The organism is Aurantiacibacter arachoides (assembly GCF_009827335.1).
GTDB classification, from domain to species: Bacteria; Pseudomonadota; Alphaproteobacteria; order Sphingomonadales; family Sphingomonadaceae; genus Alteraurantiacibacter; species Alteraurantiacibacter arachoides.
The window spans coordinates 2,145,432-2,172,242 of sequence record NZ_WTYH01000001.1 but is presented as its reverse complement, the minus strand read 5'-3'; the positions used below and the strand labels follow the sequence as shown (position 1 = coordinate 2,172,242).

Sequence of the window (26,811 nt, the reverse complement as noted above, 5' to 3'; positions counted from 1 at the left end):
TCTTGGAGAGATTGTTGGTAGTTTCTGTCGGAATGATGCCGAGCGCATGCCAGATGAAGATGGACGAGGAGACAACCGCTGCGCCAATCCAGGCGTGAATGGGAGCGTGGCGATACCTTGACCTGGTGCTTCTGGTAGATCGGCGCGAAGCATCCCCTCCTTCAGCTGAACGAGCGTATTATGCGCACGTGCCAGCTGGCCCACCAAGTGGATTTGCTCTGCCGTTACCGTATGCATAGGGTCGCTTGCGGAAGGCAGCTTACGGCGCTGCCGCCACCGATAGCGGCCAGTCGGCTTCCGGCTTACCACCCGCCAAGCTGCGACCGTTCTTTTTGTGGCCAATCATGGCCGAGGAGAACGACAATGGGTTATTCGAGATTTGAACCTGCCATACAGGCGCGTGCAGCGTGGAATGCTGGCAAGACCGTCGGCACAAAGCGACCACTGACACAAAAACAGATTTGGGCAATCCGCTTCCATCTGGATCGTGAAGGTCGGCTACGGGATAAGGCGCTATTCGACCTAGCAATCGATAGCAAGTTGCGCGGATGCGACTTGGTCAAGATTAAGATCGGCGACGTCGTAGCTGGGACCGACATCCGCACGAGGGCAATTGTCGTCCAGCAGAAGACCAATCGGCGAGTTCAGTTCGAGCTCACAGCCGATGTCCGTTCAACCCTGCTTTCCTGGTTAGAACGTCGGGGCGGCTCGACCAGCGAGTACCTCTTTCCAAGCAGGATCGACCACGCCGGACACACGAGCACGCGCCAGTATGCGCGTTTGGTGGATGAGTGGGTTACCGCGATTGGCCTACGGAAATCTGAGTACGGGACGCACTCGCTTCGACGGACGAAGGCCGCGATGATCTACCGCGCTACGGGCAACATCCGCGCAATTCAGATACTTCTAGGTCACACCAAGATCGAGAACACCGTTCGCTATCTTGGGGTCGATGTCGAAGACGCACTACTACTGGCGGAGCGCACGGAAATCTGACACCTTCGGGCGGTCGACCTCACCTGGTCGACCGCTTTCGGGATGCGCCTGGAAAGGTGCGATTGGCTTCAATTGGGGTGGAAAGCGGACATACCCTACACCGCCGACTGAACGATGCTCAAGCGCTCGGCAGGCTGGGTGTCGGCTTGCACAATGCCGTCGTTAGCTTCCGCGCTTCTCTCGGATTAGGGGCTGAAGCTACCAGCCGGCTATCAGCCGTAATGCCCAGACGCGCGAACGTTCAACATCTTCTTTCCGACTTAGCAAGCTCGCCCTGCATGCGATCGCAGAACGCAAGCGGCAAGCATTAGGCTCTCTCCGCCTTCAGACTGCCCGGTTGGTCGCAGGGTCGGCAGGAGGATTGCTATTTGCTGTCGACACAATGGCCGATGGGTCAGTCGTTAACCCAAATTTATATCCATCAGCATAGTCCCTTACTGGACATAAGGGGGTCGATTCCATGTATCCATTAGTCGCCGACGACGTCGGGCGGGTTGCCGCCTTGCGTGAGCTGAACCTGCTCGATACGGATCCACAACTCAGCTTCGATCGGGTCACAAATCTTTTGGCACAGCTGCTTGACTGCCGCTTCTCGCTAGTCTCCCTGGTCGATGAAGAGCGGCAATGGTTCCTCTCAGCAGTAGGCGTTAATCTCCGGGAAACTCCCCGGGAAGAGTCGTTTTGTAACCATGCGATCGCTGCTGGCACTTGTCTCAGCATCGAAGACACCTTGGAGGACCCGCGTTTCGCCATTAATCCGAATGTAACTGGCGAACCGCACATTCGTTCATACCTTGGGCAACCCATTCGTGGGCCCCAAGGCCACCTGCTGGGTGCGCTCTGTGTAGCCGATGATCGCCCTCGCAAATTCACGCAACAAGATGTCGCCCGGCTTGAGGGCCTCGCCGCAGTAGTGGAAGACCTCATTCGCGCGCACGCTGACAAGATTGCTTCCGCGAGACTTAACAAATTGCTTCGGAGAGAGACTCGCGCGCTAACGAAGAGCAACCAATTGTTAAAGCAGGCCGAGAAAACCGGCGGCATCGGCGCCTGGGAGCTGGATCTGAAATCAGAAACACTTCAATTTTCAGATCAGATGTATGCTTTCTCGGGACTCCGATTAGATGAGTCGATCGACACCAAGCGAGCCCTAGAATTTTACGCGGAGGACGACCGCCCGCGGATCGACCAAGCGATACGGCAAGCTGCGATAAACGGCGTGTCTTTTGATTATGAGGCTGATTTTTATACGACCGAGGGCTCCGTCAAGCGCATCCGGTGCGTCGGCGAGAGGCTCCAAGGAAACGAGCAAAACTTTCCACGCGTGGTCGGAGTAGTGCAAGACATTTCAGACAAACACCATGCGAACCTCGCGCTAAAGCGGGCGGCAGACTACGACAGTCTCACGGGCATCTACAACAGGCACGCGTTCGACAGGAGTTTGCAAGAAAGAATTCGAGAGCACCGCAAGACACAGCAGAAGGTGTCATTAGTGCTTCTCGATCTTGACGGATTCAAAGACATCAATGACACGTTCGGTCATGTCATTGGTGATGTCGTGCTGGAAGAACTTAGTGCACGCGTCCTAAATGCGCTTGACGACGGCACCGTGCTTGCCCGTTGGGGAGGTGATGAGTTCGCGCTCCTTCCGCCGCTCGGCTCCTCGCTTATGGAAGTTTCGTCACTCGCGGAAGCGGCGTTGGCTGCGATCAGAAGTCAGGTGGAAATCTCGGAACACAAACTGCAACTGAGCGGCACTGTCGGGATTGCTTGGTTCGAAGAGGGGATGGCAGCGAGGGAGCTCATCAGAAGGGCGGACCTTGCCCTTTATGAAGGCAAGAAGCGTGAGCGGAGCGCTATCCACTTCTACAACCCGGTGCTTGAGACCTGCAATAAAGCGCGACAATCGGCGATTGCAGAGGTCCGCGCTGCTTTAGACGAAGATCGAATGTTTCCCGCATACCAGCCGATCCTGGATTTGGCGAACGGAGCGGTAGTCGGATTTGAAAGTTTGATGCGCCTTACAACTCAAGCAGGCAGACGCCTGACAGCGACTGCGGTGCTCCCAGCCCTTTTGGACCCGGTTCTGTCGCGTGAAATCACCGAGCGCATCCTTCGTTCTCTCTGTTCTGACTTGAGCACGTTGAAGGAAGCCCAACCTGATCTTAAATTTGTGAGCGTGAACGTGGCCGAGGGAGATCTCCTCAGCCGTGGATTTGCGCAAAAGCTGTTGGCGTCGTTGTCGGATGCGAAAGTGTCTACGCAGAATGTGACGCTGGAAATCACCGAGACAATGCTTCTGGTCAATGACAATGGGACGGTGCTCAAGGTTCTGAACCAGCTCCACCAGGCGGGGATTGCCATAGCGCTCGATGACTTCGGCACCGGATTTTCATCCCTTTCACACCTCAGGGACTTTCCAATCGACAAGGTAAAAATCGACAGCAGTTTTGTGCAAGCGATGACATCAGATTGGCAGGCTCGGACAATCGTTCAGGCACTCATCGCGATGGCGAAGAATATGAACATCCAAATCATTGCAGAGGGCATTGAAACCGAAGAGCAGCGCCAGTTGCTCCAGCAGATGGGATGCGGATTTGGGCAAGGCTTCCTGTTCAGCCCTGCTATGGATCTTAGCAACGTCACGTTGGCCGGCATGAGGAATATGAGAAATCGCCAAAAAAGGACGCCGCTGGCAGCGTGATCTTTCGACCAGTTTCGCCTGAGGGGGCGCTTGATGTCGGTGCGGTTTTCAAGGATCCCGGAAGCAAGCAGCCTGCCCGCTTATGCCGAAACTCCGATTGCGAGTGAATGTCTGGGATGGGGGCGTTAGCCGGATGGCCGCTTCGCGAGGTCTCGCGCTCGAAAGCAGACTGTCCGGACACGGCCCATAAGCTGCCATCATTGGCAAGTATCGTACCTGCCCCATTTTTTTTGCGCGGGTCCGGTGGGAAGTTGGCCTCGCATAATCGCCGTTATCACCCTCGGCGGCTTTGCGATTTGCGAGCGGTCGCGTAGTCAGGCGTAGTGACAAGAAAACCGATGCCCGAGACCGTGAGGCTGGTCGCCACCGATGAGGAGTGGGCCGAGTTCCTAATCTGGCGCGCGCAACCCAGACCCATAATGCTAGACCGTTCCGGCCGAAACCCCGACGTTCCGCATGATCTGGCCGACGATTTGTTCGCGCGCCTAATAGCGCGGTTAAACGAAGGTGAGCTTGTCGCTTTCGGTCGTTGGGGTGAAGAGCACCTGTTCCGAGAGATCGAGCCCATGCATTGGGCGACAATGCACTATAACATTTGGTTCAATGAGCTTGGCTACGCGGAAGGAGGCCGGATCGGCTTTAGTTCGATCTGCATCGACCAGCGTGCCCACCAAAGTATGCCAACGTCAAAACCTCAGGTGCGCTCCGCAGTGAGCAGGGTCGTAGCTACCTGGCTCAAAACCAACCCAGAATCCCAAATCACGAGGCAGGACATGTTGGCCCTAGTGCGTGAAGAGCTTCGCCCGGAATACCAAGTTTCAGAAAACCTCTTCAACGGCATCTGGCGAGCCGAGTTTCCAGACGAAAACAAATACCAGAATCGCCCGCCGAAGTGAGCGTCACGAAAGGCTGGAGCTTATTTAAAGCCTTGAGCCACTTCCTCGCCTCTTAATCGACGCTCGTCTGCGCAAATCACCGCTGCCTTAGTCCTAGGCGAGGTGATCAGGTGGCAAACACGCAGATCTTTTTAACTACCAAAGAGCTGGCGCACCGTTGGCGCATCAGTCCGCGAACTCTCGAGGGATGGCGCGATAAGGGGATCGGCCCCTGCTACACCAAGATCGGTAATCGCGTCCGTTATCACATCGACGCTGTCGAGCGTGCTGAACACGATTGGTCGACCGTCGCTCCCGAACTTCTCTGAGCAAAGCGTCCCGCGGCTGTGCCGCGTCTGGCGCATTTGTTTGGTTCAATACGTTTGGGAATGCGCCCAATCCAATTCCGCTACCAAATGGGGTGAGATCAAAGCGGGAGCCCGAGTCCGAAAGGCAGAGCGGGGATCTCCGGAGCGGCACATCGTTTCGTAAGCAGCTGCTAAGTGGATAGGCTGGTGCCGGCACTACCCACGCCCGAATGCGACGGCTGGCTCCGAGGAGCATACGATATGCATTAGGGGAGGACCAACCCGGCCATATTGGCGGGGGTTGGTCGTCCTATGCCCTCCGCTCAGGCTTCACCAAGGATCATATCACCCTGATTGCTCGCGACCTTTAATAAGGAAGGCCTGCGAAGCGTGAGCCATCGAACTAGCGAAGCGTAGCAGGCCTTCCAAAGCGCAACGCCCTGTCGGCTCTAAGGCTGAGCGGTGGGCTCCAATGGAGATGGTCATGTTCGATAAGATCAAAGTCGACTTCGGGTCACAATTTTTGTTCCAGCGGCGGCTTTTCACGCAGCTCAACCTCAGCAGCGTCTTGGACCAACGCTTCGCACTGGCGATTTCGCAGTTTGCAGAGGGTTCGCTGAAGGGAGACATCACCGACCTGTTCGACCGTATCTGCTATCGGTTTCTGAGCGAGCCGCTCTGGTTGTCCGATCAGATCCGGCTCCAGAAGAGCTGGGAAGTCAGCAACGGCTCAATGGAATACCAATTCGCCATCTCGTTCACCGGGGACGCGCTTTTCTGGGATTGCTCGCCCGATGAGATCCACGATGTGCTTCCGAGCCGGTGCCGTTACGATGATTGGCACCTCCCTCCGGGCGAGACGATGCAGCGGCCCTATGGCGAGGTCTTCCGGGGCAAATTGATCATGATCAGCTCGCAGCACATCGAGGAAGTGGATTTGGCTCCTATTCGCGAACTCCTTAAGCAGCAGTCGCTTGTGATCGAATGCCACAACAAGTTTTTGGTGGAGCAGCTGTGCACGATGGCCGAAGCCAGCAGGGGCTAGAAAAAGAAATGTATGTCGGGGGGCCTGGGTGCGATGCTCGCTACCCAGGCCTTTTGTCAAGCGCATGCAAACCTCGTCAAAAGTAGCACCTGTGCCGAAGCGGGGTTCCAGGGGGGGGGAGGGAAAACCCTAGGCCCCTATCGAAAGACACCGGCGTGGGGCATAATTTCCCGCATGGTCGATATTTCAAAATGCGCGGTAGTCCCTTTTTATACGCTCCTTCACGAATTCGCCGAGGCCGGGGTTGGTTTTTCATCATTTTTAGCTGTGATTGCGAGTGAGAGGAGAAACTCGTGGGGCGACGCACTAAACCGACGCATCTAAAGCGCATCGAAAATTCCCGAGATCGGCGGCCTCAGGCATTGCGTAACGGTGAGCCCCGGCTTGCCAACGATCCTCTCGTGCCCCCGGAGTGGCTCACGCGAGCTCAACTTGAGATTTGGGAGCACGGCTTAGCATCGCTCCCGCCGGGTCTCTTCAAGGCAGCGGACCGGGAGCTCTATTTGTCGTGGGTCTTCGCCGTGGACCTAAGAAATCAGGCCGCTCAGAAGCTCACCAACTCATCACTGCTGGTCCGCAGCGCCACGGGAAACATCGCCCTCTCGCCATATCAGCGTATGCTCAACCAACAGACGGTTATCATGAAGTCACTGTGCGCAGAGTTTGGGTTCTCCCCTGCGGCCCGTACTGGGATCGTCATCACTGAAGAAGTAGAGGAGGACCCTACTGACCGGTTCTTTTCATGATCCGAGGGTAATCGCTCTCAAGGCTTTCCAAGCCTTCGCGGCCGCTTCTTTTAGCGACAAGACTGCCGCCTGCCGCGGCCTCTGACAGAGGGGGCCGGGGTGAGGGCGCCAATCCAGCGCTCGAGCGCCGCAAGCTCATCGGGAGCTACTTCACTTACCCGGTGCCCGCGCCCGGCAGCGGCGAGCTGGGCGAGAGTATCCGGCAAGGACGCTGGCTGGCCGCCAAGGTAGACCGACACCGCTTTATCGAACAGCAGCACCGGCTCGCGCACGTCCCTATCCATCTCGGCCTGCGAAGGGTGGTAGGCCGGATCGAGACGCTCGTAATCGCCATTTTTGCCCATGCGGTATACGGCATCAGAGCGGTTACCGTGCTGCCGCTGGTATTCGCCGTGTGACATCTTCTCCGCGACCCTTCCGGCCCACAGCATCAGGCCGCGCTCCAGCGAGCCGGGGCGGAAGCCCAAGACCCAGTCGCCAGGCCGCGCAACGCGGCGGATCACCGGCTTGCAGGTGGCGAGCGAGATCAGGCCGCCGTCGGGGCAAGGAGCCATCCCGCTGTCGTGGGTAAGGATGTAGCGATAGGCACGGGTCATGTCAGGATTTAAGCAGACAAAGTGCAACAAGATGAAGAAACAGATTGGACAGCTATTGTGGCGAGTGTGGATAATGGCGATGAGCCGCAGGGTTACATCCACATCACTCCAGCAATCGTGGCGATACTCAGCCTAAAGGACTGTGAGGAGCAGCTGAAGCGGGCTGGCGATGAAAAGTTGCGACTGGCTCAGGCCATGAAATCAGCTCATTTGGCTGTGCAGGCCGCACTTACTGCTGCCTTGGCAGGCTCCATGAATATTGGCGCACACCCTGAGAAGCTCAGAATTTCGAAGCTAGCTCATTACCAAGATGGCACAGGTGAGAGGCCCGATGATGATCGGGTGCTGGCATTCAAGGGCCTCCTGAAGCGGGCCATGAGCGCGCCGCTGGAATGGACACATGAGCCACTGACCCTGTCTGAGCATGAGGAGCAGCTCCTGGAACGACTTTGCTTTCTCAGGGATGGGATCGAGCATCCAAAGCAGTCTCACTGGGGCATTGAGATTGCCTATATCCTGGAGCCGCTGCCTGTAGCGGCGCGCACCGCTGTCACGTTACTGGAGGTGGTGGTGCATCACCTGGAGCCTGGTGAGCTGGATCAGCTGGAGCAGCTGGCTGCCCAGATCGAAACCCATTGCGATAACATGCAGGAGGCCTTGTGAGGTGGATTGATGAGGAAGGCTATTTCCTGGCCATTCGCGCCTTGGGCCAGCATCACAGGGTAGAAATTGACCAGGCCAGATTTGAGGAAATCCAGACAGCCTCAGCTAACCTGCAGCACATTCTTGCGTTGGAGGAACAATGGGCCGCTGTGATCCAGAATTACATGGAGCTGGAGAAAGGCTTGCTGGAGGCAGCACTGAGGCACATGGTGATGGCCGATTACGAATGGCAAACCCTGCACGATTGGCAGCTCAGTTTCGCCGTGAGAATGGCCAACCTCCTGAGCAGCTGCAGGGCCTATCTGGACCAGACTACGCACCATTTGGGGAGCCTGAAACCGGATGGGGGCGATGCCACGGCCTTCAAGGAGGCCCGCAGCCGTGAATACGACACGCGCTTGGGCTATCGCTTCATGGAGGCGATGCGAAACTATTCCCAGCATCGCGGCCTCCCCCTCCATGGCAGCTCCTACGCCATCAGTCGCCAGGAGCCTGACTTGCTGCAATACTCAGTGGCCACCAGCATTGATCTAAGCCAGCTCCAGGGAGACGATGCTTTCAAACAGACGGTTTTGGCGGAAATCTCTGATGAGGAACTATCGGTGGAGCCCCTCCTCAGGGACTACATGGCTGGCCTCAGCGCTGTGCATTTGAAAGCGCGCAATCTGCTGAAAGAGCGGGTGGCTGTTTGGATGGAGGTGATCAGGGGAGCCATTGCGCAGCATGTGGATAGCTCTCCCGATGGCAAGACGCCTGGGCTGAGCGCCATCGAGTTGGGCAAGCGCAACGCATGGCTCCAGACGGTCCACCTGGGAGAGGATATGCTGCAGCGAATAGAAATACTGCAGAAGCGTCATAGAACGCTGGAGAGAGTGCCCAGCAGCTTTGTTTCTGGCGCGCCACGTCCTCCCAAGAGGAAGCGCTAGGGGACCACTCTGCAGATCTCTCACCACCTCAGCCATTACTTTGCTGACATGGCAGCGGACTTCCGGGTGATCCCCTCCCAAATAAGTGTCAGCTTTTGGGGCAGCGAACGAATAAGCAGAACGGCGGGTATTAGGGCGCCAAGCAGCCATACCCTTCGGTCCCAAACGATAACTGGGACCTTTGGGTCAATTTGAGCTTCTAAGCTGGAGCTCAATGAGCGCCGAAATGTCATTCGCGGCCTGAAGAACCGGTTGGTTGGCGAGGTGCGCGTATCGGGCAGTCGTCTGAACTTGGGTGTGTCCGAGGAGCTTCCCGATCATCGGCAGGCTCTGCCCGTTGCTCACTGCCACCGACGCGAAGGTGTGGCGCAGATCATGGATCCGCGCATTCTTGAGACCCGCTCGGCCACGCAAGCGCTGCCAAAACGGCTGGAGGTCTGTTAGGTGCGCGCCCGGGTTGCGCCCTACGATCACGAAAGGATTGTCAGGAACTCGCTCACAAGCGCGCAGAACGCCTGCTGCGGCGGACCCAAGATGGACAACCTTCGCGCCGGTCTTGCTGTCGGGAAGACGCAAAAGGTTTGCAGCCAAATCTACGTGCTCCCAGCGGAGCGTCATGATCTCGCCAAGGCGGCACCCCGTGAAGAGAAGTAGGCGCACCGCTGCAATCGCCGACGGAAGCTCGATCCGCTCTTCCTCCATTTCGCCGAGCACGCGGCCGAGAGCTTGCAGCTCGCCTGGGGAGAAGTAGCGCTCGCGCTTCTTCTCCGGATACTTTTTGATGTGCTTGCGGGGGTTAGTGCCGTCAGGCCTCAGCCCCCATAGTTCGGCAAGATTGAACATCTTGGAGATGATCTCGAGATTGCGGTTGGCCTGGTAAGGTCGGTGCCGCCAGTCGTGATGGTATTTGGAAATGTCTGCGCGGGTCACATCGATGATGCGGAGATGACCGATCGCCGGCAAAATGAAGAGTGCCAGATTGCGCCGATATTCCTTCGCTGTGCTGGCCTTAAGGTGCACCGCAATGTGCTCTTGGTCGAAGCGCTGCGCCAGTTCCTTGACCAGCAATGCGTCGCGCCGATTGCGCTTCTCGGCAATAGGATCGATGTCCTTGCGAAGCTTCACCAGCGCTTCGAGAGCAAGTCCCCTCGCTTGGTCTGGCGTGATGGCACCGAAGCGGCCGAGGCTCATCCTGCGTGAGATGCGCCCATATCGGTATTGGACGACGAACTGCTTGCGGCCGGTGGGAAACACCCTGATACCAAACCCCGAGAGATCTCCGTCCCAGACGAAATAGTCTTTCTCGGCTGGCTCGAGCGCCTCGATTCGACGCTTCGTGAGCTTGGCCATCTTACGCCTCCTGTTACCAGTGGCGGTTTCGAGCTCCGATCCGTAAGCACATAGGAAGCAGGCGGGAACGAACCGAAGCGAAACCGTGCGTAGCCACACAGCGAGAACGTGCTTCAACAGTCAATCTAAGTCGCTGTTATAAAGGGCTTTAGCGTGAATAAAGGTAACGCAGGGTAGGTCGGACATAGAGCCCTCATAACCTGAAGGTCGTTGGTTCAAATCCAACCCCCGCAACCACCGATCCCCCACAATTTCAACTGCCACGCTAATTGCCTCGGTTTGCGGTGTGCTGTCCAATCGGATTGGGCGGGCGTTTAAAATGCTGGGCGCTCTTGCGCGCGTTTTGCACTGATAAGAGCTTTGCCTCCGCGCAGCCTGGCTGCCTGCGCGTTGCAGCACCTTACGGGTTCTCGGTTTCACAACTCCCTGCTAGGAGCCGCGCCGTCATGATCTCCATCGATAGCCTAACCATTCGCCTCGGCGGACGCCCCATCCTGCAAGACGCCTCTGCATCCATTCCGCAAGGGGGCCGTATCGGCCTGATCGGGCGCAACGGTGCTGGCAAATCCACGCTCATGAAAGCGCTGATCGGCGAGCTTGAGCCCGACAGCGGCTCGATCGACATGCCGCGCCGTGCGCGCGTTGGTTATATCGCTCAGGAGGCACCGAGCGGAACGATTACGCCGTTCGATGCAGTGCTGGCAGGCGATGCCGAGCGCGAAGCCTTGTTGGGTGAGGCCGAGGCGTGCACCGACATGGACCGTCTGGGCGATATTCATGACCGGTTGCTGGCTATCGATGCCTATGCCGCGCCATCGCGTGCGGCAATTATCCTCACCGGACTCGGGTTCGACGAGGATATGCAAGCCCAGCCGCTTGATACCTTTTCGGGCGGGTGGAAGATGCGCGTGGCGCTAGGCGCACTGCTGCTTTCGAACCCTGACGTCCTGTTGCTCGATGAACCTTCGAACCACCTCGATCTCGAGGCGACGCTTTGGCTCGAGAGTTTTCTCAAGGCCTATCAAGGCACCCTCGTCGTCATCAGCCACGAGCGTGACCTGCTGAACAACGTGGTTACGGCGATCCTGCACCTGCAGGATGGCAAGCTGACGCTCTATCCCGGCGGCTACGACGCGTTCGAGAAACAGCGTGCGGAGCGCGCCGCGCAGCTGGCGGCGGCAAAGGCGGCGCAGGATGCGCAGCGCGCGCGCCTGCAGGACTATGTCGCCCGCAACAGTGCGCGCGCCTCAACCGCGAAGCAGGCGCAATCGCGTGCCAAGATGCTGGCCAAGATGCAGCCGATTGCGGCGCTGATGGAAGATCCCAGCCTCAGCTTCGATTTTCCCAGCCCCGACGAAATGCGGCCGCCGCTGATCACACTCGATCTCGCGGCAGTCGGCTATGGCGAGGTGCCCATTCTTGAACGTCTGAACCTGCGGATCGACCCGGACGACCGGATTGCCCTGCTGGGCCGCAACGGCAACGGCAAGACGACGCTGGCGCGTCTCCTCGCCGCGCAACTTGCACCGATGGACGGCGCGATGCAGGCGTCGGGTCGGATGCGGGTGGGGTATTTTACCCAGTATCAGGTGGAGGAACTGTCTCCGGACGGCACCCCGCTCGATCACATGACCAGCGCCATGGAAGGCGCATCCCCTGGTGCGGTGCGGGCGCAGCTCGGTCGGTTCGGTTTTTCCGGCCACCGGGCAGTCGCGCGCATCGGCACGCTCTCGGGCGGGGAGCGGGCACGGCTCGCACTGGCGCTCATCACGCGCGACGCACCCCATCTGCTGATCCTGGACGAGCCGACCAACCACCTCGACGTTGATGCGCGCGAGGCGCTGGTGCAAGCGCTGAACGCTTTTGACGGGGCCGTCATCCTGATCAGCCACGATCGGCACATGGTCGAACTCACGGCCGATCGGCTCGTGCTGGTGGATGGCGGAACGGCAAGGGAATATGCCGGCAGCATCGAGGATTACATCGACTTCGTGCTGGGCAGAAACCAGCCCAAGGAAAGCGGCCGCGCGAAGCCGAAGAAGGGCAAGCGCGCCAGTGGCAAGGATCGCGAGGCCGTGCGCCTTGCCCGCAGCAGCGTGACGGCGTCCGAAAAGGCGGTCTCCCGCCTGCAGGACAAACTGACATCGCTCGACAGCGTGCTCGCCGGCCCCGCGGGTTCAGCCGGCGCGTCGCCTGCCGATCTCATGCGCGAGAGGGCCAGTGTCGCCGCAGAGCTTGAGGAAGCCGAGCTGCAATGGCTGGATGCGCAGCAGGATCTGGAACGGGCAGAGGCCTGACAGCGATGCGCACACGCCTGAGCGTCTGCATACGAAAGCGGCGTTTCGGCTGTGCGGACGATGCGCTGGCGGCAGCGGAAATGGCGGAAACCGATCTCAGGCAATATCGCTGCGATCGCTGCCGGGCATTCCACCTGACCAGCCGCCGCAAGGGCAAGCGCATCGCGCGACCGATTTCGACCGAGTGGCTGGCCCAATGAGCGGGATCATCCTGTTCAACAAGCCCTTCGGCGTGCTCTCCCAATTTACAGACGAGCGGCAAGGCGAACCGCGCCCCACGCTGGCGGCCTATATCGACGCGCCGGGATTTTATCCTGCGGGCAGGCTCGATTTCGATAGCGAGGGGCTGATGGTGCTGTGCGACGATGGGCGCTTGCAGGCGCGCATCGCTGACCCCCGGTTCAAACTGGAAAAGACTTATCTCGCGCAGGTCGAGGGCGAGCCAACCGAGGCGGCGCTCGGCGCGCTGCGTCGGGGCGTGCGGTTGAAGGACGGCCTGACGCGTCCTGCCAGGGCGGATCGCATCGCGGACCCTGCGCTGTGGCACCGCGATCCCCCGATCCGGGTGCGCAAGACCGTGCCAGACAGCTGGTTGCGATTGACGATCACCGAAGGTCGCAACCGGCAGGTCCGGCGGATGACCGCAGCCGTCGGATTTCCCACGCTGCGGCTGATCCGCTGGTCGGTGGGGCAATGGACGATCGACGGGCTGGCACCCGGAGAATGGCGACGGGGTTGAGCGCGCCTCAGTCGGCCGTGCTCCTGGCAAGGGAGCCGCGATTGATCAGGTCAACGAGCAGGTCGGCAACCGCAGGATCGCGTGCGAGTTCGGGCTCCAGCGCGAACTGTGTTTCTGCGCATATGCGTCTGGCCAGCGTGGCACAGGGGCCGTGGCAAGGATAGGTTCTTCCGTCCACGAACAGTGTCACCGCGTCATCGCCCTGCCCATCGCCCTGCCCATCGTCATGCCGGATGAAGGAAAAGCGGCTCGCCGGATTGCGCTCGACCAGCGCGCACCCGTTCGTCTCCTCCACCAGGTCGGCAGCGACAATCTGTTCCTCCGGTGCCCAGTCCAGCCGATCATCCTTGGGCGCGGTGACGTAGGCGCCGAACCACGCCGCAAACGCGTCCCGGTCCGCCAGGGCATCCGCCGCCATGGCGTGCAACCGCGCGAGAGCCTCGGGCGCGATTTCGCCCCTATGCGCTGTTTCGACAAGGTCCGGGTCGGTGTAGCGGTCGTCTTCGTCCAGCCGATCAAGCACGTGATCCGCCCAAGCCGACACCAGATCGCCGCGGGACGGGGCGCGAAAGCCGACCGAGTAGGTCATGCAGTCGTCGCCCACCGCCACGCCGTCATGCGCGAAACCCGGTGGCACGTAGAGGATGTCGCCCGCCTCCAGCACCCATTCGTCCACCGGATCGAACTCGGCAAGCAGGCGCAGGCCGTCGTGCGGCAGCAGTGGCGAGCTCTCGTCGCAGCGCTGCCCCACGCGCCAGCGACGCCGGCCCAGCCCCTGCACCAGGAACACGTCGTACTGGTCGAAGTGCGGCCCGACCCCGCCGCCGTCGACGGCATAGCTGACCATCACGTCATCGATGCGCCAGTCGGGGATGAACCGGAACGGCTCGATAAGCGCGGCCACATCGGCCACGTGATGATCGACCGCCTGGACCAGCAAGGTCCACGGGCAATCGCCCAACGCGCCGAACCGGTCGGGCGCGAACGGACCGTGCTCCAGCGCCCATTCACCGGGTGCCGTATGCCGAACCAGGCGGGATTCGACTTCCGCCTCGCAGGCAAGACCCGCCAGTTCGTCCGGGTCGAGCGGATTGGCCCAGTCGGCCCAGGCTCCGCGGATCAGCAGTGGGCGTTTCTGCCAGGATTCGCGCAGGAACCGCTGCGTGTCGAAGGCGTGCAGGGTGTGCATCAGGCCTCAGGGCCTTCGTTGGCAGCGGCCATCAGGTCCATGAAGCTGCGGGCCGCGTTCCGATCGTCGGGGTCGGGGAACGCGATGTCCAGATCGGGGGCGGCATCGAGCAGGTAGAGGACGGACCACAGCGCGAACCGCTGGCCGCGATCGCGCGACAGCCCGAAATCAACCTGCATCTGTTCGATGCCGGAAATCCGCGGCGCGTCCTCCAGTTCATCGAGCGCGCGGGTGCCGAAATAGCGGAAAAGAAGGTCATCGAATTGCATCGATCGCCGCTAGCACCAGCCACTGTCCGCGTCACGTGCATGCGGGGCCTGGTCGGGCGGCTATGCCTGTTTTCCCATCGTTTCGTTGCCGGGTCTTCGCGAAGCGGGACCGCTGTGGCAAGGCAAGGCGGGGTTCACGGCCGCGTGATCCGAGGAGAGCCAAGCATGACTGATGTGAAAGTACAGGAGGTCCGCAGGTCGGAGGACAGGTTCCTCGGATCCGATCTGTTCGAGACCACGCAGCGCACCTTTGCTCCGGCCAACGGCACGGGCGTGCATGTCGAGCCGGAACGCAGCGTGCCCGTTTATCACAGCTGCGACGTGCTTGTCGTCGGCGGCGGTCCGGCGGGGACGGCGGCAGCCTATGCGGCGGCAAGGGCGGGGGCCGATGTCGTCCTGCTGGAACGCTACAACCACCTCGGCGGCCTTTCGACCGGCGGACTGGTCATCTGGATCGACCGGATGACCGACTGGAACGGGCGGCAGGTCATCCAAGGATTTGCCCGCGAGGTGTTCGATCGGATGCCCGAGGCCGGGTTTGCCGGCCCGCGCCCTGACGATTGGGGTTCGCGCGATCCGCAAAAGGCCAGCTACTGGGGCCAGCGCACCGCTGCCTTTCACGGCACCGTCTGCTGGTCGCCCACGCTCGATCCCGAACGCCTCAAGCTGATCAGCCAGGAAATGCTGATCGAGGCGGGCGTGCGGCTGGTGTTTCACGGATGGGCCGCCATGCCGATCGTCACCGATGGCGCGGTGCGCGGCGTGGTCTTCGAATCGAAGGGCGGTCGCCAGGCCCTGCGGGCCAAAGTCGTGGTCGACACGACGGGCGATGGCGACGTTTTCGCCCGCGCTGGCGCGGAATTCGAAACCGATATTGAACAGGGCGACGTCCATCACAGCGCCAACACCTCGTTCATGCTCGGCGGGGTCGACATGGACAGGTGGCTGGCGTTTCGCGGTAGCGACCCTGCGCAGTACGCCAATTTTGCCAAGATGGGGCGGGAAAAGCTGGGATTCTTCCAGCCGCCCTACGTGTCGTGGCGCAACGACATCGCGCTGTTCCTCGGGCCGCGGCAGTCGGGGCTTTCGGCGCTCGACATCGATGACCAGACCGAGCTCGAAATCCGCTCGCACCGGATGATGAAGACGCATTGCGACTTCTTCCTCGCCCACGCCCCGGGGTTCGAGAACGCCTATATGCTGCAAAGCGCGCCGCAGCTCGGCGTAAGGCACACGCGGCGGCTGGCGGGGATGGGCAAGATCCTGCGCAGCCAGTGGTCCGAAGGGATCGCGCTGCCTGACGAGATCGGCGTGAGCCCATCGGTATCGCTGAAGTTCCCGGTGATCTCCGTGCCCTACGGGGCGCTGGTTCCTCGCCAGCTCGATGGCCTGCTGGTCGGCGGGCGGCATGTCAGCTGCGATGCCAATTCGCATGGCTTCATGCGCGAGATACCGCAGTGCTGGCTGACTGGCCAGGCGGCAGGCGCAGCGGCGGCGCTGGCTGTTTCCGCACAGGTCGAACCGCGCAGCGTCGATGTCACCGAACTGCGCGGCGAATTGCAGCGACAGGGCGTCTTCCTGCAGGAACCGGCCGATGCCGAGCCGGCGATGGCCAAGACCGCCGATGTCGGCCCGGTCGCCTGATAGGTCATCCCGTCACCCGCTGCCGGACCATCCTCCACCCAGCGAGCGGAACAGGTCGATCTGCGCGCCCGACACCTCGGCGTCCTGCGCCACCAGCGCGGCGCTGGCCTCTGCCAGGGTGCGTTCGGCATCGAGCAGTTCGAGCGAGTTGACGATCCCCTCGCGTTGCCGGGCCCGGGTGATCGCGGCCGCGCGCCCCGCCGCCGCCGTCGCCTGTCGCAGGCTGGCCCGGCGGTCCAGTGCCCGGGCATAGTTGGAGAGCGCTATCTCGGCTTCCTGCAAGGCGGTGAGCACGGTGCCATCGAAGGCGGCCAGCGCGATGTCCGCATCCGCCGCTGCCGCATCGATGCGCGCGCGGACCGGCTCGCGGTTGGGAAAGGCCCAGTCGATGAGCGGCCCGACGAGGAAGTTGAGCGCACCGCCCGACAGCAGGTCACCCAGGCTGGTTGCGGTGGAGCCGACCGATCCGCCCAGGGTGATGCGGGGATAGAGGTCTGCCGTGGCCACTCCGATCCTCGCCGTATTCGCCGCCAGTCGGCGCTCTGCTGCGCGGATGTCCGGGCGGCGGGCCAACATGGCCGCGCCATCGCCGACGGGCAGGGGGGCGGCGATCTCCAGCGCGATGCTGCGCTCGCCCGCGATGGGCGGCAGATCCGCCGGCGCGCGCCCCGTCAGCGTGGCGAGGGCAAACAGGGCGGCGCGTCTCTGCGCCTCCAGCGCAGGAATGTCCGCCGCCCGCTGGTCGCGCAGCGCCTCGATCCGGGCGACGGCCAGCCCGCTTTCAAGCCCGGAGTCGTGCCGCAGGCGGGTTATGCGCAGGCTGTCGTCCAGCAAGGTCACGATCTGGCGCGCGACCGCGATCCGCGCGGCAGTGCTCGCCACATCGGCATAGGCGCGCGTGGTATCGGCCACCACGATGACACGCACCGCATCGGCATCGGCCTGCGCGGTGTCCACGTCGGCTGCCGCCGCCTCCACGCCGCGCCCTATGCGGCCGAACAGATCCACCTCGTAGGACACGTCGATGCCGGCATCGAGGACGAACCCCTCGCGATCATCGGCCCCCGGGGCCTCGACAGCGCTGGAACGCACGTAGGCGGGGCTTGCCGAAAGGCCGGCTCGCGGAAGTCGATCGGCGCGCGCGCCGCGCAGGGCTGCGCGGGCGCGGGCAATGCGCCCGCTGGCTTGGCGCAGGTCGGTATTGGCCCGCAGCGCGTCCTCCACCAGCGTATCGAGCACCGGATCGTCATACAGGCGCCACCAGTCGGCGGGCAGCGGGCTGGGCGTCACGATCCCGGCCTCGGCAGACACAAAGCCGCCCGTGGCCTGCGGCGAAGGGGGGAGCGGCGCCACGTAATCGGGACCCGCGGCACAGGCCGCCAGAACCAGCGATGACAGCGCGGCGAGAAGGAAGGAACGGGTGCGCATGGCCTTGGCCTCTTCTATTCGGCAGGAACGGTGCGGGGGTCGGTGACGGCTACGGGCTTGCCGCGATGGCGCCAGGCGTCGAGCCGGTCACCAAGCGCGCGGCACACCACGTAAAAGGTGGGTGTGAACACCAGGCCGAAACCGGTGACGCCCAGCATCCCGAAGCACACCGCCGTGCCAAGGGCCTGGCGCAGTTCCGCGCCGGCGCCCGTGGCGACCACCAGCGGCACTGCGCCCAGGATGAAGGCGAAGCTGGTCATCAGGATCGGGCGCAGGCGGGTGCGGGCGGCCTGGACCGCGGCGTCGATGGGCGAAAGGCCGTCGCGCAGTTCCCCCTGCCGGGCGAACTCCACGATCAGGATGGCGTTCTTCGCCGCCAGCGCGATCAGCACGATCAGTCCGATCTGCGTCAGCACGTTGTTGTCCATGCCGCGCAGGTTAACCCCCACCATGGCCGCCAGCAGGCACATCGGCACGATCAGGATGATCGCCAGCGGCATGACCAGGCTTTCGTATTGCGCCGCCAGCACCAGGAAGACCAGCAGCACCGCCAGCCCGAAGACGTAGATCGCGGTATTGCCGGCCGTATCCTGCTGGAAGGCGATGCCCGTCCATTCGGTGTCATAGCCGGGCGGCAGGCTGGCGCTCGCCACGTCCTCCATCGTCTGCAGCGACTGGCCCGTGGCGTAACCGGGCGCGGTATCGCCGTCGATGGCCACGGCCGGCGCCAGGTTGTAGCGGCTGACGCGGTAGGGGCCGGCGGTGTCGCTGAACGTTGCGACCGATCCCAGCGGCACCATCGCGCCGTTGCTGGACCGGGTGTAGAGCCCGGCGATGTCCGAGGCCTGGTCGCGGAAGGGCGCGTCCGCCTGCGCGGTGACGCGATAGGTGCGGCCGAGCAGGTTGAATTCGTTGATGAAGGCGCTGCCCAGATAGACCTGCAGCGTTTCGAACACGCTGGCCGGCGACACGCCGAGAACCTGCGCCTTGTCACGGTCGATATCCGCCCGCACCCGCGGCGTGCCGGTATCGAAGAAGGTGTAGACACCGGCCAGCCCCTCCTGCGCGTTGGCCTGGGCGATGACGGCATTCGCCACCTCCTGCATGGCGGCGTACCCCTGGCCGTTGCGATCCTCGATCACCATGCGGAAGCCGCCTGCCGAACCGATGCCGCGAATGACCGGGGGCTTGACGATCATCAGCCGTGCTTCGGTGATGTCTGCGGTGGCGGCCTGGGCCTGGGCGATGAGAGCGTCGACGCTCTGCCCCTTGTCGGCGCGGTCCGCGAAATCGTCGAGCACCCAGTAGGCTGCCGCCGCGCTGGCGGATTGCGTTTCCGATGTGCCGTCGAAGCCCGACAGCATCACCGTGTTGCTGATGCCATCGATCTTCAGCACGCGCTCGGCCACCTGGCGCATCACCGCGTCGGTGCGCGTGGTGGAACTGCCGGGCGGCAACTGGATAACGGTGAGGAAATACCCCTGGTCCTGCTGCGGGATGAAGCCCGACGGCGTCCAGGCGAGCGCGCCCACGGTGAGCGCGATGAGCCCCGCGTAGGTCGCCATCATGCGCCGCGGCATCCGCACCAGCCGCGCGGTCAGGGCGGCATAGGAATCGCTGAAGCGTTCGAAGGCGGCATTGAACCTGTCGCCCGCGCGTTCCACGGCGTGGCGCCAGCGCGGCGCATCGGCGGGCAGGGGTTCGTGCCGGCACAGCATCTTGGCGGACAGCGCCGGGCTGAGCGTCAGCGACACGATCAGCGAGATGATGGTGGCGGCCGATATGGTCACCGCGAACTGTTGGTAAAAGGCGCCCGACAGCCCGCCGATGAACAGCGTCGGCACGAACACCGCGCACAGCACCAGCACGATGGCGACCAGCGCGCCGCCGACCTCGTCCATGGACTTGCGCGCTGCCTCCAGCGGAGAAAGCCCCTCCTCCAGGTTGCGCTCGACGTTCTCGACCACCACGATCGCATCGTCGACGACGATGCCGATCGCCAGCACCAGTCCGAACAGCGAGAGGTTGTTGAGCGAAAAGCCGAGCATCGCCAGCACCGCGAACGTGCCCACCAGCGATACCGGGATCGCCAGCACCGGGATGAGCGAGGCACGCGCCTTTTGCAGGAAGGCGACGATCACCAGCACGACCAGCACGATCGCCTCCAGCAACGTGTGAACCACGGCGCTGATGCTTTCCGAAATGAACTCGGTCGGGTTGTAGACGATGCGGTATTCCATGCCCGCGGGGAAATCGGCGGAAATGCTCTGCATCTCGGCCTTGATCGCTTCCGCGCTGGCCAGCGCATTCGAGCCGGGCTGCTGGAACACCGGCACGATGACCGAATCCTGCTGCCCGAGGTAAGCCGAGGTGGCATAGTCCTGCGCCCCGATCTCCACTCGCGCCACGTCGCGCACCCGCACCTGCCGGCCCTGCTCGTCGGTGCGGATGACCACGTTCTCGAACTGGTCGGGCGAGGTGAAGCGTCCCTGCGTCTCCACGTTCAGCTGGAAGGCGGCGTCGGGGCTGGGCTGCTGGCCCAGCGTGCCGGCGGCAACCTGCACGTTCTGGCTGCGCAGTGCCTGCACGATGTCGGTGGCCGTCAGGCCCAGCGCGGCGGCGCGGCCGGGGTCGATCCACACCCGCATGGCAAGCTCGCGCTGGCCGAACAGCTGCACGTCGCCCACGCCTTCCACGCGCTGCAACCGGTCACGGATGCGGGTCTGGGCGTAGTTCGACAGGTATTCGCGGCTGAGCGAACCGTCGGGCGAGATGAGGTTTACGATCAGCAGGAAATCGGGCGTGGTCTTGCGGGTCACCAGGCCCAGCCGCTGCACTTCTTCGGGCAGGCGCGGTTCGGCGATGGCGACCCGGTTCTGCACCAGCACCTGCGCTTCGTCGAGATCGGTGCCCGGCTCGAAGGTGACGGTGATGGTGGCCCGCCCGTCTCCGGTGGACTGGCTCGACAGGTAGAGCATGCCGTCGACGCCGTTGATTTCCTGCTCGATCGGGTTGGCGACGGTATCCGCCACCGTCTCCGCCGATGCGCCGGGGTAGACTGCGTTCACGGTCACCGTGGGCGGCACGACCTCGGGATACTGGCTGACGGGCAGGAAGACGTAGGAGATGGCGCCCACCAGCGTAATCACGATGGCGATCACGGCGGCAAAGATGGGACGGTCGATGAAGAAGCGGGACAGGCGCATGGGGGCCTCCGTCGGGGCAAAGGGAAACAGCGGGTCGGCAGATCGGGAGAGGGGGCGTGCCGGCTAGCGGGCCGCGGCAGGCGATCCGGCGGCTGGCGGCTGACGGTCCGCGCCTGCGCCCGGCGGCGGGGCGATCCTTCCGGGCCGGGTGCGCACCGGCTGGCCCGGCATGGCCATCTGCATCCCGGAAATGACGACCCGGTCGGTCGGTGCCAATCCGGATTCGATCACCCGCAGGCCGTCGACGATGGGGCCCAGTTGCACCTCGCGCGCCGCGACCGTGCCCTGCGCATCGACCACCATCAGCAGCTTGCGCGTCTGGTCGGTGGCAACGGCGGCGTCGGGGACCAGCAGGGCCTGATGCGTGCCGCCGGTGGCGAGGCGCATGTTGCCGAACAGGCCGGGGGCAAGGAACCCCTCACCATTGCGGACGATAGCGCGCGCGCGGATGGTGCCGCTGCGCTGGTCGAGCGCATTGTCGGTGAAATCGAGCGTGCCGTGCCAGCGATAGTCGCTCTCGTCCGCCAGGCGGATGTCGACTTCGGCCCCGGCATCCAGGCCCTCGCGCCGTGCCCGCAGGAACATGGCTTCCGACCCTTCGAATTCGAAGTAGATCGGATCGACCGCGTTGATGGTGGTCAGCAGGGTGGCGGCCTCTCCCGCCCCGGCGGCGACGAGGTTGCCCGCGTCCACCCGGCGATCGGAAATGCGGCCTGAAATTGGCGCGCGGACGGTGGTGAATTCAACCTCCAGATCGCGTGAGCGGACCTGCGCCTGCGCGGCGGCGAGCGCAGCCTGGTTGGCGCGCACTTCCGCCTGCAACCGGTCGATCTCTGTCGCGGCGATGGCGTCTTCCGCGATCAGGCGCTGGGCGCGGGCCAGGTTGCTGCGCGACAGGGCCAGTGCGCTCGATGCGCTGGCGACCCCGGCCTGCGCCTCGGCCAGGCTGGCACGATAGGATCGTGCATCGATGGTGAAAAGCGGGGCACCCTGGCGCACGAACTGCCCATCGGTGAAATGCACCGCGGTTACCTGGCCGGAGACCTGCGGGCGCACCTCGACGCTCTTGCTCGCCTCGAATCGGCCGATGAATTCGTCCCATTCGGTGATTTCGCGTTGTAGCGGAGTGGCCACGGTCACCTCTGCCATGGGCGGCGCGGCCGCGGGCACCGCGTCGCCGCGCAGCAGCCACCATGCCGCGGCTATCACGACGACGATGGCCAGCATTACCCACAACCGGCGCCGGCGGGGAGGGGGAGCCTCCGTTGCCGGAAGCGGGGCCTGTTGGTCGTGGTCGCCTTCGTAGGGTTCCAGGTTATCGTCCGCCTCGGCAAAGGCGCGATCACGCTCGTCTGCCCGGGTATCGAAAGGTGTGTCGAACATGCGAAATTCCTTCGCGCCGGACCTCGGGCGCAAGCTGGTTCGTCCGGGCGCCGGGCGGCGACGGATGATCGGGAACTGGAGTTGGGCCAGGCGGCACGATGCCGCATGCGCAGCATCGCACTGACGGCACCTCCCCGGGTCGAAGGAGCGTGCCGGCAGCTTTCTATACCGCAAAGTATGTTATGTGAGGTTCAGGTCAAGCGCTAATTCTATATCGCCCGGTATTTTTTTGCGCAGTGCAGCAAAATCAGCAGATTACCGGGAGGGCCAGCCCGCCAGAGCAACCGCGACAAGCTGGCGCAGGTCGTCCTCGCTGGCACCCGCCTGCGCCTGGACGGAGATGCCCTGCATGATGGCCAACAGGTAGCGGGTGATGGCCTGGGCTTGTGTGGGCGCGGGGAATTCGCCCGCGTCGATCGCCTGCTGCATCCGCTCGACAATCAGCGCCTTTGCGCTTTCCGCGCGCTGGTTGACGTCATCGCGGATGGAGGGCTCCACGCTCTGGCAGGCGACGGTGGAAATCACGCCCATGCACCCGCGGCATTCCCCGCCGGTGGCGGTATCGACCGCGCCTTGCAGCATGTACTGCGCCACGGCCCGGGCGGTCGGCTCGCGCACGGCCTCGCCGATGTAGGCGGTCTTGTCCCGTTGGTAGAGATCGAGCGCCTGGCGGAACAGCGCCTCCTTGTTGCCGAATGCGGCGTAGAGGCTGGGGCGGGTGATGCCCATCGCCTCCGTCAGGTCCGACAGCGACGCGCCTTCGTATCCCTTCGTCCAGAACACCAGCAGTGCCGCGGCGAGAGCCGTATCGGGATCGAATTCGCGCGGGCGACCTCTGACTGCAAGCTTTTCCATATCGGCTGGTATGTAATTGGCGCGGCGGGTAAAGGCAAGGCTTGCGCAGGGAAGGCGCGTCAGGCCTCCAGGTGCACGGCGCGGTCAAGCTCGCTCAAGAAGACGAGGCCGTTCTCCACGTGCTGGCGCATGGCCCGTTCGGCGGCGTCGGCGTCGCGGGCCTGGATCGCGGCCAGGATGTGGCGGTGATCGCGTGCCGCTTCGCGCAATCGTTCGCCGCGATAGAAGGTGCCGAACTGCAGGTGATGCACCGGCGTGTTGAGCCGCCTGACGATATCCTCGATGGCGAAGTTGCCCGCGCCGTGCATCAGCAGGGTGTGCCATTCGGCATTGATGCGGGCAAAGTCTTCCGGCCGCCCGGCCTCCACGCATTCCTCCATCGCGCGCGCCACCTCCTCCAGCCGGGCGATCTGGTCGTCCGTCGCCTTGCGCACGAAATCGCCAGCACACAGCCCTTCCAGCGCGGCGCGGGCGCGATAGAGCTGCCGCACCTCGGCCATGGACGTGCCGCGCACGCTGGCGCCGCGATATTCCTCGATCTCCAGCAGCCCCTCCGCGGCCAGGCGCTGATATGCCTCGCGCACCTTGAAGCGGCTGCCGCCGGTCTGCCGGATGATGTCGACCTCAATCAGCCGCTGGCCGGGGACAAGGCGGTTGCCGCGTATCTGCGAACGGATCCAGTCGGCGATATCGGCGGCGCTGGGCCCGCGCTTGGCGAGTCTCTCGATGGCATCCTGCATCCGGGCAGCCTGCGTATCGCCAATGATATTGTCAACAATCTTGTCGTCCATATTTCATTTGCAAGCCGCCTGCGATGCGCGGACAGCGCCGACATTCGAGATGTGTCCCTCGCAAGAGGAAATCGCACCGGGGAGAGGTTATGTCTGTACTTGCCAATTCGACGGCCGTCGCGCTTGCGCGCAGCGGCTCTGCCCTTGCCATTGCCGTTGCGTCGCTGGTCGCCAGCCAGCCGGCCTTTGCCCAGGCCGTTACCCCGCCGCCGGTGCAGGACGAGGACGTTCCCGACGCGATCATCGTGACCGGCAGCCGGGTCAGCCAGGGCAATGCGCCGGTGGGTGCAACCGCCGTGGTGCTTGGCCAGGAAGAAATCGCCGCCTCGGGCAACGTCACCATCGACCGCGTCATCAAGGAACTGCCGCAGGTCTTCGATCTCGGCGTGTCGGAAAACTCGCGCGGCCAGGCCGGCGGCTCGGGCAACATCACCTTTGGCAACAGCGTGAACCTGCGCGGCATCGGCCCCTATGCGACGCTGGTGCTGATCGACGGACACCGGGTGGTCAACAACTCGCGCTCCACCGATCCGTCCGTCCTGCCGACGCTGGGCGTGGAGCGGGTGGAAGTGGTCGCCAACGGTGCCTCGGCCATCTACGGTTCGGACGCGGTGGCGGGCGTCGTCAACATCATCCCGCGCCGCAGCCTCGACGGGTTCGAGGCTTTTGCGCGCTACGGCTTTTCCGACGATCATGCCTTTGACGAATGGTCTGCCGGCGCGGCGGGCGGCATCCGGTTCGACCGCGGGCAGTTCATGGTCGCCTACGAACACGTCGAGCGATCCAACCTCAACGGCGACGAGCGTGACTTCTTCACCAGCAACCAGGTGCCGTTCGGCGGCAACGACTACCGCGTTACCCGGTGCAACCCCGGCACGCTGATCGCGGGCGGCACGACTTTTGCCCTGCCGCTCAATTTCGCCGCCGCGCAGGCAGGCTCGCTTGTCGCCGGCACCGCCAATCGCTGCGACGCGCTGAGCGGGCAGGATCTGATCCCGGAACAGAGCTACGATTCGGTGAATTCCACCGGCACCTTCGAAGTGACCGACTGGCTCGAGGTGTTTTACGACGGCTTCTATTCCAAGCGGAACTTTCGCCGCCTGAACGCCAATCCCTCCACCCGCCTGACGGTGCCGCAGACCAACCCGTTCTTCGTGCGTCCGGCGGGCTTCACCGGCACCAGCTACCAGGTCGATTACGCCTTCGTCGGCCCGAACATTCCGACGCAGGAATCGTTCGGTTCCGCCGAAAGCTACCAGATCAGCCCCGGCGTGCGCGTGCAGCTGCCGTTCGACTGGGAGCTGGAGGGCCTGTTCGCCTACGGCGAAACGCACGACTTTTCCGGCAGCTATACCGGCATCAACAACGCCGCGCTCAACGCTGCTCTCACCAGCACCAACCCGGCCACTGCCTTCGATCCGTTCGGCGGGCGGACCAGCCAGTCCGTGATCGACGGCATCTTCAACCAGATATTCCTTGCCCCTACCGATGGCGAACTGACGTTCTACGAGGTAGGGGCCAGCGGGCCGTTGTTCCAGCTGCCCGGTGGCGAGGTGCGCATGGCCGTGGGTTACGAGCGCCAGGATTTCACCGTGGACCTGGGTTCGGCGCGCGGCGCCCCGACCACGCCCATTGCCTTCCGCAGTTTCGACCGCACGGTGGATTCGGTCTATGGCGAATTGCTGGTGCCGATCTTCGGGCCGGATAACGCCCGCCCCGGCTTCCAGTCGCTGGAGATGGTCGCGGCCATCCGTTACGACAGCTATTCCGATGCCGGCGATACCACCAACCCGCAATTCGGTATCAACTGGGAGCCGTTCGACCGGCTGACCCTGCGCGGCTCCTACGGCACCTCGTTCCGCGCACCCACGATCCCCGAGATCTACGGCAACAGCAACAACCTGTTCGTGCAGAACTACCAGAACCCGGCCGGCGGCGCGCCGCTGGTGGGCGTTGCCCTTTCGGGACCCAACCTCGATCTTGGCCCGGAGACCGCGGAGACATGGTCCGTCGGTGCAGACTTCGAACCCGTCGACGACTTGCGCCTGTCGGTGACCTACTTCGATGTCGCCTATGACAATCAGGTCAGCGCCAACCTGTCGAACCTGACCATCCTGGGGCAGGAAGGCCAGTTCGCCGGGACCGACGTGATCCTGCGCGGCGCGGCGGCGCGGGCGGAAATCCAGCGGCAGATCGATGCCGGCGTGGGCGTGCTCGGCGCCTTCCCCGGCGGCAGCCTCGCCAATATCGACGTGTTCGTCGATGGCCGTTCGCGCAATCTGGGCAAGTCGATCACCCGGGGTATCGACGCCACCGTGAACTATCGCATGGACTTCGGCGCGAACGACGTGGTCCGGCTGAGCGCCTCGGGCACGTACCTCACCGACTATCAGGTCGCCGTGGCCCCGCAGGCCGACCTGGTGGACCAGCTGAACATCATCTTCCAGCCCTTGAAGTTCAAGGCGCGCGTCGCCGCGAACTGGGATCACGGGCCGTTCACCAGCCGCATCTCCGCCACCCACGTGGGCGGCTACACCAACAACCTCGTCACGCCCAATCAGGACGTCGACAGCTATACGCCGGTGGACCTGAGCGTAACCTACCGCATCGGCGAGGCTTTCGGCTTCGATCGCCTGAACGGGCTGGAACTGACCGGCGAGGTCCGCAACGTGCTGGACCAGGATCCGCCCTATGTGAACCTGGCGCCCAGTGGCAACGGCAGCGGCGGTTACGATGCCACCGCCGCCAACCCGGTGGGCCGGTTCTTTGCGGTGGGGGCGCGCGTCCGCTTCTAAGCCGCG

The 26,811-nt window shown here is 63.2% G+C and carries 22 protein-coding genes; 13 read left to right on the top strand and 9 right to left on the bottom strand.

Going from position 1 to position 26,811, the window contains the following annotated elements:
• Nucleotides 1-363: 363 nt before the first annotated feature.
• From GRI62_RS10655 to GRI62_RS14705, 6 genes are all read left to right on the top strand, one after another.
• The gene (locus GRI62_RS10655; protein WP_160731865.1) at nucleotides 364-996 is read left to right on the top strand and encodes a tyrosine-type recombinase/integrase; all 633 of its coding nucleotides are present in this window, start codon (nucleotides 364-366) and stop codon (nucleotides 994-996) included.
• A gap of 460 nt (nucleotides 997-1,456) precedes the next feature.
• Entirely contained in the window at nucleotides 1,457-3,700 is a 2,244-nt protein-coding gene (locus GRI62_RS10650; RefSeq protein WP_131453332.1) for a sensor domain-containing phosphodiesterase, read from the top strand.
• Nucleotides 3,701-4,038: 338 nt separating this feature from the next.
• The gene (locus tag GRI62_RS10645) at nucleotides 4,039-4,596 is read left to right on the top strand and encodes a hypothetical protein (RefSeq protein ID WP_131453331.1); all 558 of its coding nucleotides are present in this window, start codon (nucleotides 4,039-4,041) and stop codon (nucleotides 4,594-4,596) included.
• Nucleotides 4,597-4,706: 110 nt separating this feature from the next.
• Nucleotides 4,707-4,904, top strand: a complete 198-nt coding sequence (locus GRI62_RS10640) for a helix-turn-helix transcriptional regulator (protein ID WP_199799929.1) — start codon at nucleotides 4,707-4,709, stop codon at nucleotides 4,902-4,904.
• Between the two features lie 463 nt (nucleotides 4,905-5,367).
• Nucleotides 5,368-5,928, top strand: coding sequence for a hypothetical protein (locus GRI62_RS10635; protein WP_131453330.1), 561 nt, complete (start codon nucleotides 5,368-5,370; stop codon nucleotides 5,926-5,928).
• 293 nt (nucleotides 5,929-6,221) lie between these two features.
• Nucleotides 6,222-6,674, top strand: coding sequence for a P27 family phage terminase small subunit (locus GRI62_RS14705; protein ID WP_131453329.1), 453 nt, complete (start codon nucleotides 6,222-6,224; stop codon nucleotides 6,672-6,674).
• 50 nt (nucleotides 6,675-6,724) lie between these two features.
• Here GRI62_RS14705 and GRI62_RS10625 read toward each other — a convergent pair whose 3' ends face one another.
• The gene (locus GRI62_RS10625) at nucleotides 6,725-7,270 is read right to left on the bottom strand and encodes an Nmad2 family putative nucleotide modification protein (RefSeq protein ID WP_131453328.1); all 546 of its coding nucleotides are present in this window, start codon (nucleotides 7,268-7,270) and stop codon (nucleotides 6,725-6,727) included.
• A gap of 21 nt (nucleotides 7,271-7,291) precedes the next feature.
• Between GRI62_RS10625 and GRI62_RS10620 the strand changes: the two genes are divergently transcribed.
• Together GRI62_RS10620 and GRI62_RS10615 are read left to right on the top strand one after the other, a co-directional pair.
• Nucleotides 7,292-7,933 carry a hypothetical protein gene (locus GRI62_RS10620; RefSeq protein ID WP_131453327.1) on the top strand — a complete coding sequence of 214 codons (642 nt, stop codon included), beginning with the start codon at nucleotides 7,292-7,294 and terminating at the stop codon, nucleotides 7,931-7,933.
• Nucleotides 7,930-8,859, top strand: a complete 930-nt coding sequence (locus tag GRI62_RS10615) for a hypothetical protein (RefSeq protein ID WP_131453326.1) — start codon at nucleotides 7,930-7,932, stop codon at nucleotides 8,857-8,859. The genes GRI62_RS10620 and GRI62_RS10615 overlap by 4 nt, the downstream gene beginning before the upstream one ends.
• Nucleotides 8,860-9,045: 186 nt before the next feature.
• On the opposite strand, the gene GRI62_RS10610 is transcribed toward GRI62_RS10615, so the two are convergent.
• Nucleotides 9,046-10,209, bottom strand: coding sequence for a tyrosine-type recombinase/integrase (locus GRI62_RS10610; protein WP_131453325.1), 1,164 nt, complete (start codon nucleotides 10,207-10,209; stop codon nucleotides 9,046-9,048).
• A gap of 446 nt (nucleotides 10,210-10,655) precedes the next feature.
• Here GRI62_RS10610 and GRI62_RS10605 point away from each other — a divergent pair, with 446 nt between their 5' ends.
• Genes GRI62_RS10605 through GRI62_RS10595 form a run of 3 tightly spaced genes read left to right on the top strand, consistent with a single transcriptional unit; the run spans nucleotide 10,656 to nucleotide 13,245 of the window.
• On the top strand, nucleotides 10,656-12,506 hold the full coding sequence (locus GRI62_RS10605) for an ABC-F family ATP-binding cassette domain-containing protein (RefSeq protein WP_131453324.1): 1,851 nt from the start codon (nucleotides 10,656-10,658) through the stop codon (nucleotides 12,504-12,506).
• A 5-nt stretch (nucleotides 12,507-12,511) separates the two neighbouring features.
• On the top strand, nucleotides 12,512-12,706 hold the full coding sequence (locus GRI62_RS10600; RefSeq protein WP_131453323.1) for a hypothetical protein: 195 nt from the start codon (nucleotides 12,512-12,514) through the stop codon (nucleotides 12,704-12,706).
• On the top strand, nucleotides 12,703-13,245 hold the full coding sequence (locus GRI62_RS10595; RefSeq protein WP_131453322.1) for a pseudouridine synthase: 543 nt from the start codon (nucleotides 12,703-12,705) through the stop codon (nucleotides 13,243-13,245). Before GRI62_RS10600 ends, GRI62_RS10595 begins: the two co-directional genes overlap by 4 nt.
• 7 nt (nucleotides 13,246-13,252) lie before the next feature.
• Here the strand turns inward: GRI62_RS10595 and GRI62_RS10590 are convergent, their stop codons facing one another.
• Together GRI62_RS10590 and GRI62_RS10585 are read right to left on the bottom strand one after the other, a co-directional pair.
• Entirely contained in the window at nucleotides 13,253-14,434 is a 1,182-nt protein-coding gene (locus tag GRI62_RS10590) for a cupin domain-containing protein (protein WP_131453321.1), read from the bottom strand.
• A complete protein-coding gene (locus GRI62_RS10585; protein ID WP_131453320.1) occupies nucleotides 14,434-14,703 on the bottom strand; it encodes a hypothetical protein in 270 nt (89 codons plus the stop codon). Before GRI62_RS10585 ends, GRI62_RS10590 begins: the two co-directional genes overlap by 1 nt.
• A 165-nt stretch (nucleotides 14,704-14,868) precedes the next feature.
• Here GRI62_RS10585 and GRI62_RS10580 point away from each other — a divergent pair, with 165 nt between their 5' ends.
• Nucleotides 14,869-16,347 (top strand): FAD-dependent oxidoreductase, encoded by a 1,479-nt coding sequence (locus GRI62_RS10580; protein WP_131453319.1) that lies wholly within the window; start codon nucleotides 14,869-14,871, stop codon nucleotides 16,345-16,347.
• Between the two features lie 12 nt (nucleotides 16,348-16,359).
• Here GRI62_RS10580 and GRI62_RS10575 read toward each other — a convergent pair whose 3' ends face one another.
• The 5 genes from GRI62_RS10575 to GRI62_RS10555 form a co-directional block, all read right to left on the bottom strand.
• Complete coding sequence (locus GRI62_RS10575) at nucleotides 16,360-17,775, bottom strand: efflux transporter outer membrane subunit (protein ID WP_131453318.1); 1,416 nt, start codon at nucleotides 17,773-17,775, stop codon at nucleotides 16,360-16,362.
• Between the two features lie 14 nt (nucleotides 17,776-17,789).
• A complete protein-coding gene (locus GRI62_RS10570; protein ID WP_131453317.1) occupies nucleotides 17,790-20,981 on the bottom strand; it encodes an efflux RND transporter permease subunit in 3,192 nt (1,063 codons plus the stop codon).
• Between the two features lie 63 nt (nucleotides 20,982-21,044).
• On the bottom strand, nucleotides 21,045-22,364 hold the full coding sequence (locus GRI62_RS10565; RefSeq protein WP_131453316.1) for an efflux RND transporter periplasmic adaptor subunit: 1,320 nt from the start codon (nucleotides 22,362-22,364) through the stop codon (nucleotides 21,045-21,047).
• 255 nt (nucleotides 22,365-22,619) lie between these two features.
• Entirely contained in the window at nucleotides 22,620-23,219 is a 600-nt protein-coding gene (locus tag GRI62_RS10560) for a TetR/AcrR family transcriptional regulator (RefSeq protein WP_131453315.1), read from the bottom strand.
• A 59-nt stretch (nucleotides 23,220-23,278) separates the two neighbouring features.
• Nucleotides 23,279-24,010 carry a GntR family transcriptional regulator gene (locus GRI62_RS10555; protein WP_234027438.1) on the bottom strand — a complete coding sequence of 244 codons (732 nt, stop codon included), beginning with the start codon at nucleotides 24,008-24,010 and terminating at the stop codon, nucleotides 23,279-23,281.
• 89 nt (nucleotides 24,011-24,099) lie between these two features.
• Between GRI62_RS10555 and GRI62_RS10550 the strand changes: the two genes are divergently transcribed.
• Entirely contained in the window at nucleotides 24,100-26,805 is a 2,706-nt protein-coding gene (locus GRI62_RS10550) for a TonB-dependent receptor domain-containing protein (protein WP_160731864.1), read from the top strand.
• Nucleotides 26,806-26,811 lie beyond the last annotated feature (6 nt).

Bases quoted from the DNA above. Each gene is read 5' to 3' on its own strand.
- GRI62_RS10655 (WP_160731865.1), top strand. From the start codon at position 364: ATGGGTTATTCGAGATTTGAACCTGCCATACAGGCGCGTGCAGCGTGG.
- GRI62_RS10650 (WP_131453332.1), top strand. From the start codon at position 1,457: ATGTATCCATTAGTCGCCGACGACGTCGGGCGGGTTGCCGCCTTGCGT.
- GRI62_RS10645 (WP_131453331.1), top strand. From the start codon at position 4,039: ATGCCCGAGACCGTGAGGCTGGTCGCCACCGATGAGGAGTGGGCCGAG.
- GRI62_RS10635 (WP_131453330.1), top strand. From the start codon at position 5,368: ATGTTCGATAAGATCAAAGTCGACTTCGGGTCACAATTTTTGTTCCAG.
- GRI62_RS10625 (WP_131453328.1), bottom strand. From the start codon at position 7,270: ATGACCCGTGCCTATCGCTACATCCTTACCCACGACAGCGGGATGGCT.
- GRI62_RS10610 (WP_131453325.1), bottom strand. From the start codon at position 10,209: ATGGCCAAGCTCACGAAGCGTCGAATCGAGGCGCTCGAGCCAGCCGAG.
- GRI62_RS10605 (WP_131453324.1), top strand. From the start codon at position 10,656: ATGATCTCCATCGATAGCCTAACCATTCGCCTCGGCGGACGCCCCATC.
- GRI62_RS10600 (WP_131453323.1), top strand. From the start codon at position 12,512: ATGCGCACACGCCTGAGCGTCTGCATACGAAAGCGGCGTTTCGGCTGT.
- GRI62_RS10595 (WP_131453322.1), top strand. From the start codon at position 12,703: ATGAGCGGGATCATCCTGTTCAACAAGCCCTTCGGCGTGCTCTCCCAA.
- GRI62_RS10590 (WP_131453321.1), bottom strand. From the start codon at position 14,434: ATGCACACCCTGCACGCCTTCGACACGCAGCGGTTCCTGCGCGAATCC.
- GRI62_RS10585 (WP_131453320.1), bottom strand. From the start codon at position 14,703: ATGCAATTCGATGACCTTCTTTTCCGCTATTTCGGCACCCGCGCGCTC.
- GRI62_RS10580 (WP_131453319.1), top strand. From the start codon at position 14,869: ATGACTGATGTGAAAGTACAGGAGGTCCGCAGGTCGGAGGACAGGTTC.
- GRI62_RS10575 (WP_131453318.1), bottom strand. From the start codon at position 17,775: ATGCGCACCCGTTCCTTCCTTCTCGCCGCGCTGTCATCGCTGGTTCTG.
- GRI62_RS10570 (WP_131453317.1), bottom strand. From the start codon at position 20,981: ATGCGCCTGTCCCGCTTCTTCATCGACCGTCCCATCTTTGCCGCCGTG.
- GRI62_RS10565 (WP_131453316.1), bottom strand. From the start codon at position 22,364: ATGTTCGACACACCTTTCGATACCCGGGCAGACGAGCGTGATCGCGCC.
- GRI62_RS10560 (WP_131453315.1), bottom strand. From the start codon at position 23,219: ATGGAAAAGCTTGCAGTCAGAGGTCGCCCGCGCGAATTCGATCCCGAT.
- GRI62_RS10555 (WP_234027438.1), bottom strand. From the start codon at position 24,010: ATGGACGACAAGATTGTTGACAATATCATTGGCGATACGCAGGCTGCC.
- GRI62_RS10550 (WP_160731864.1), top strand. From the start codon at position 24,100: ATGTCTGTACTTGCCAATTCGACGGCCGTCGCGCTTGCGCGCAGCGGC.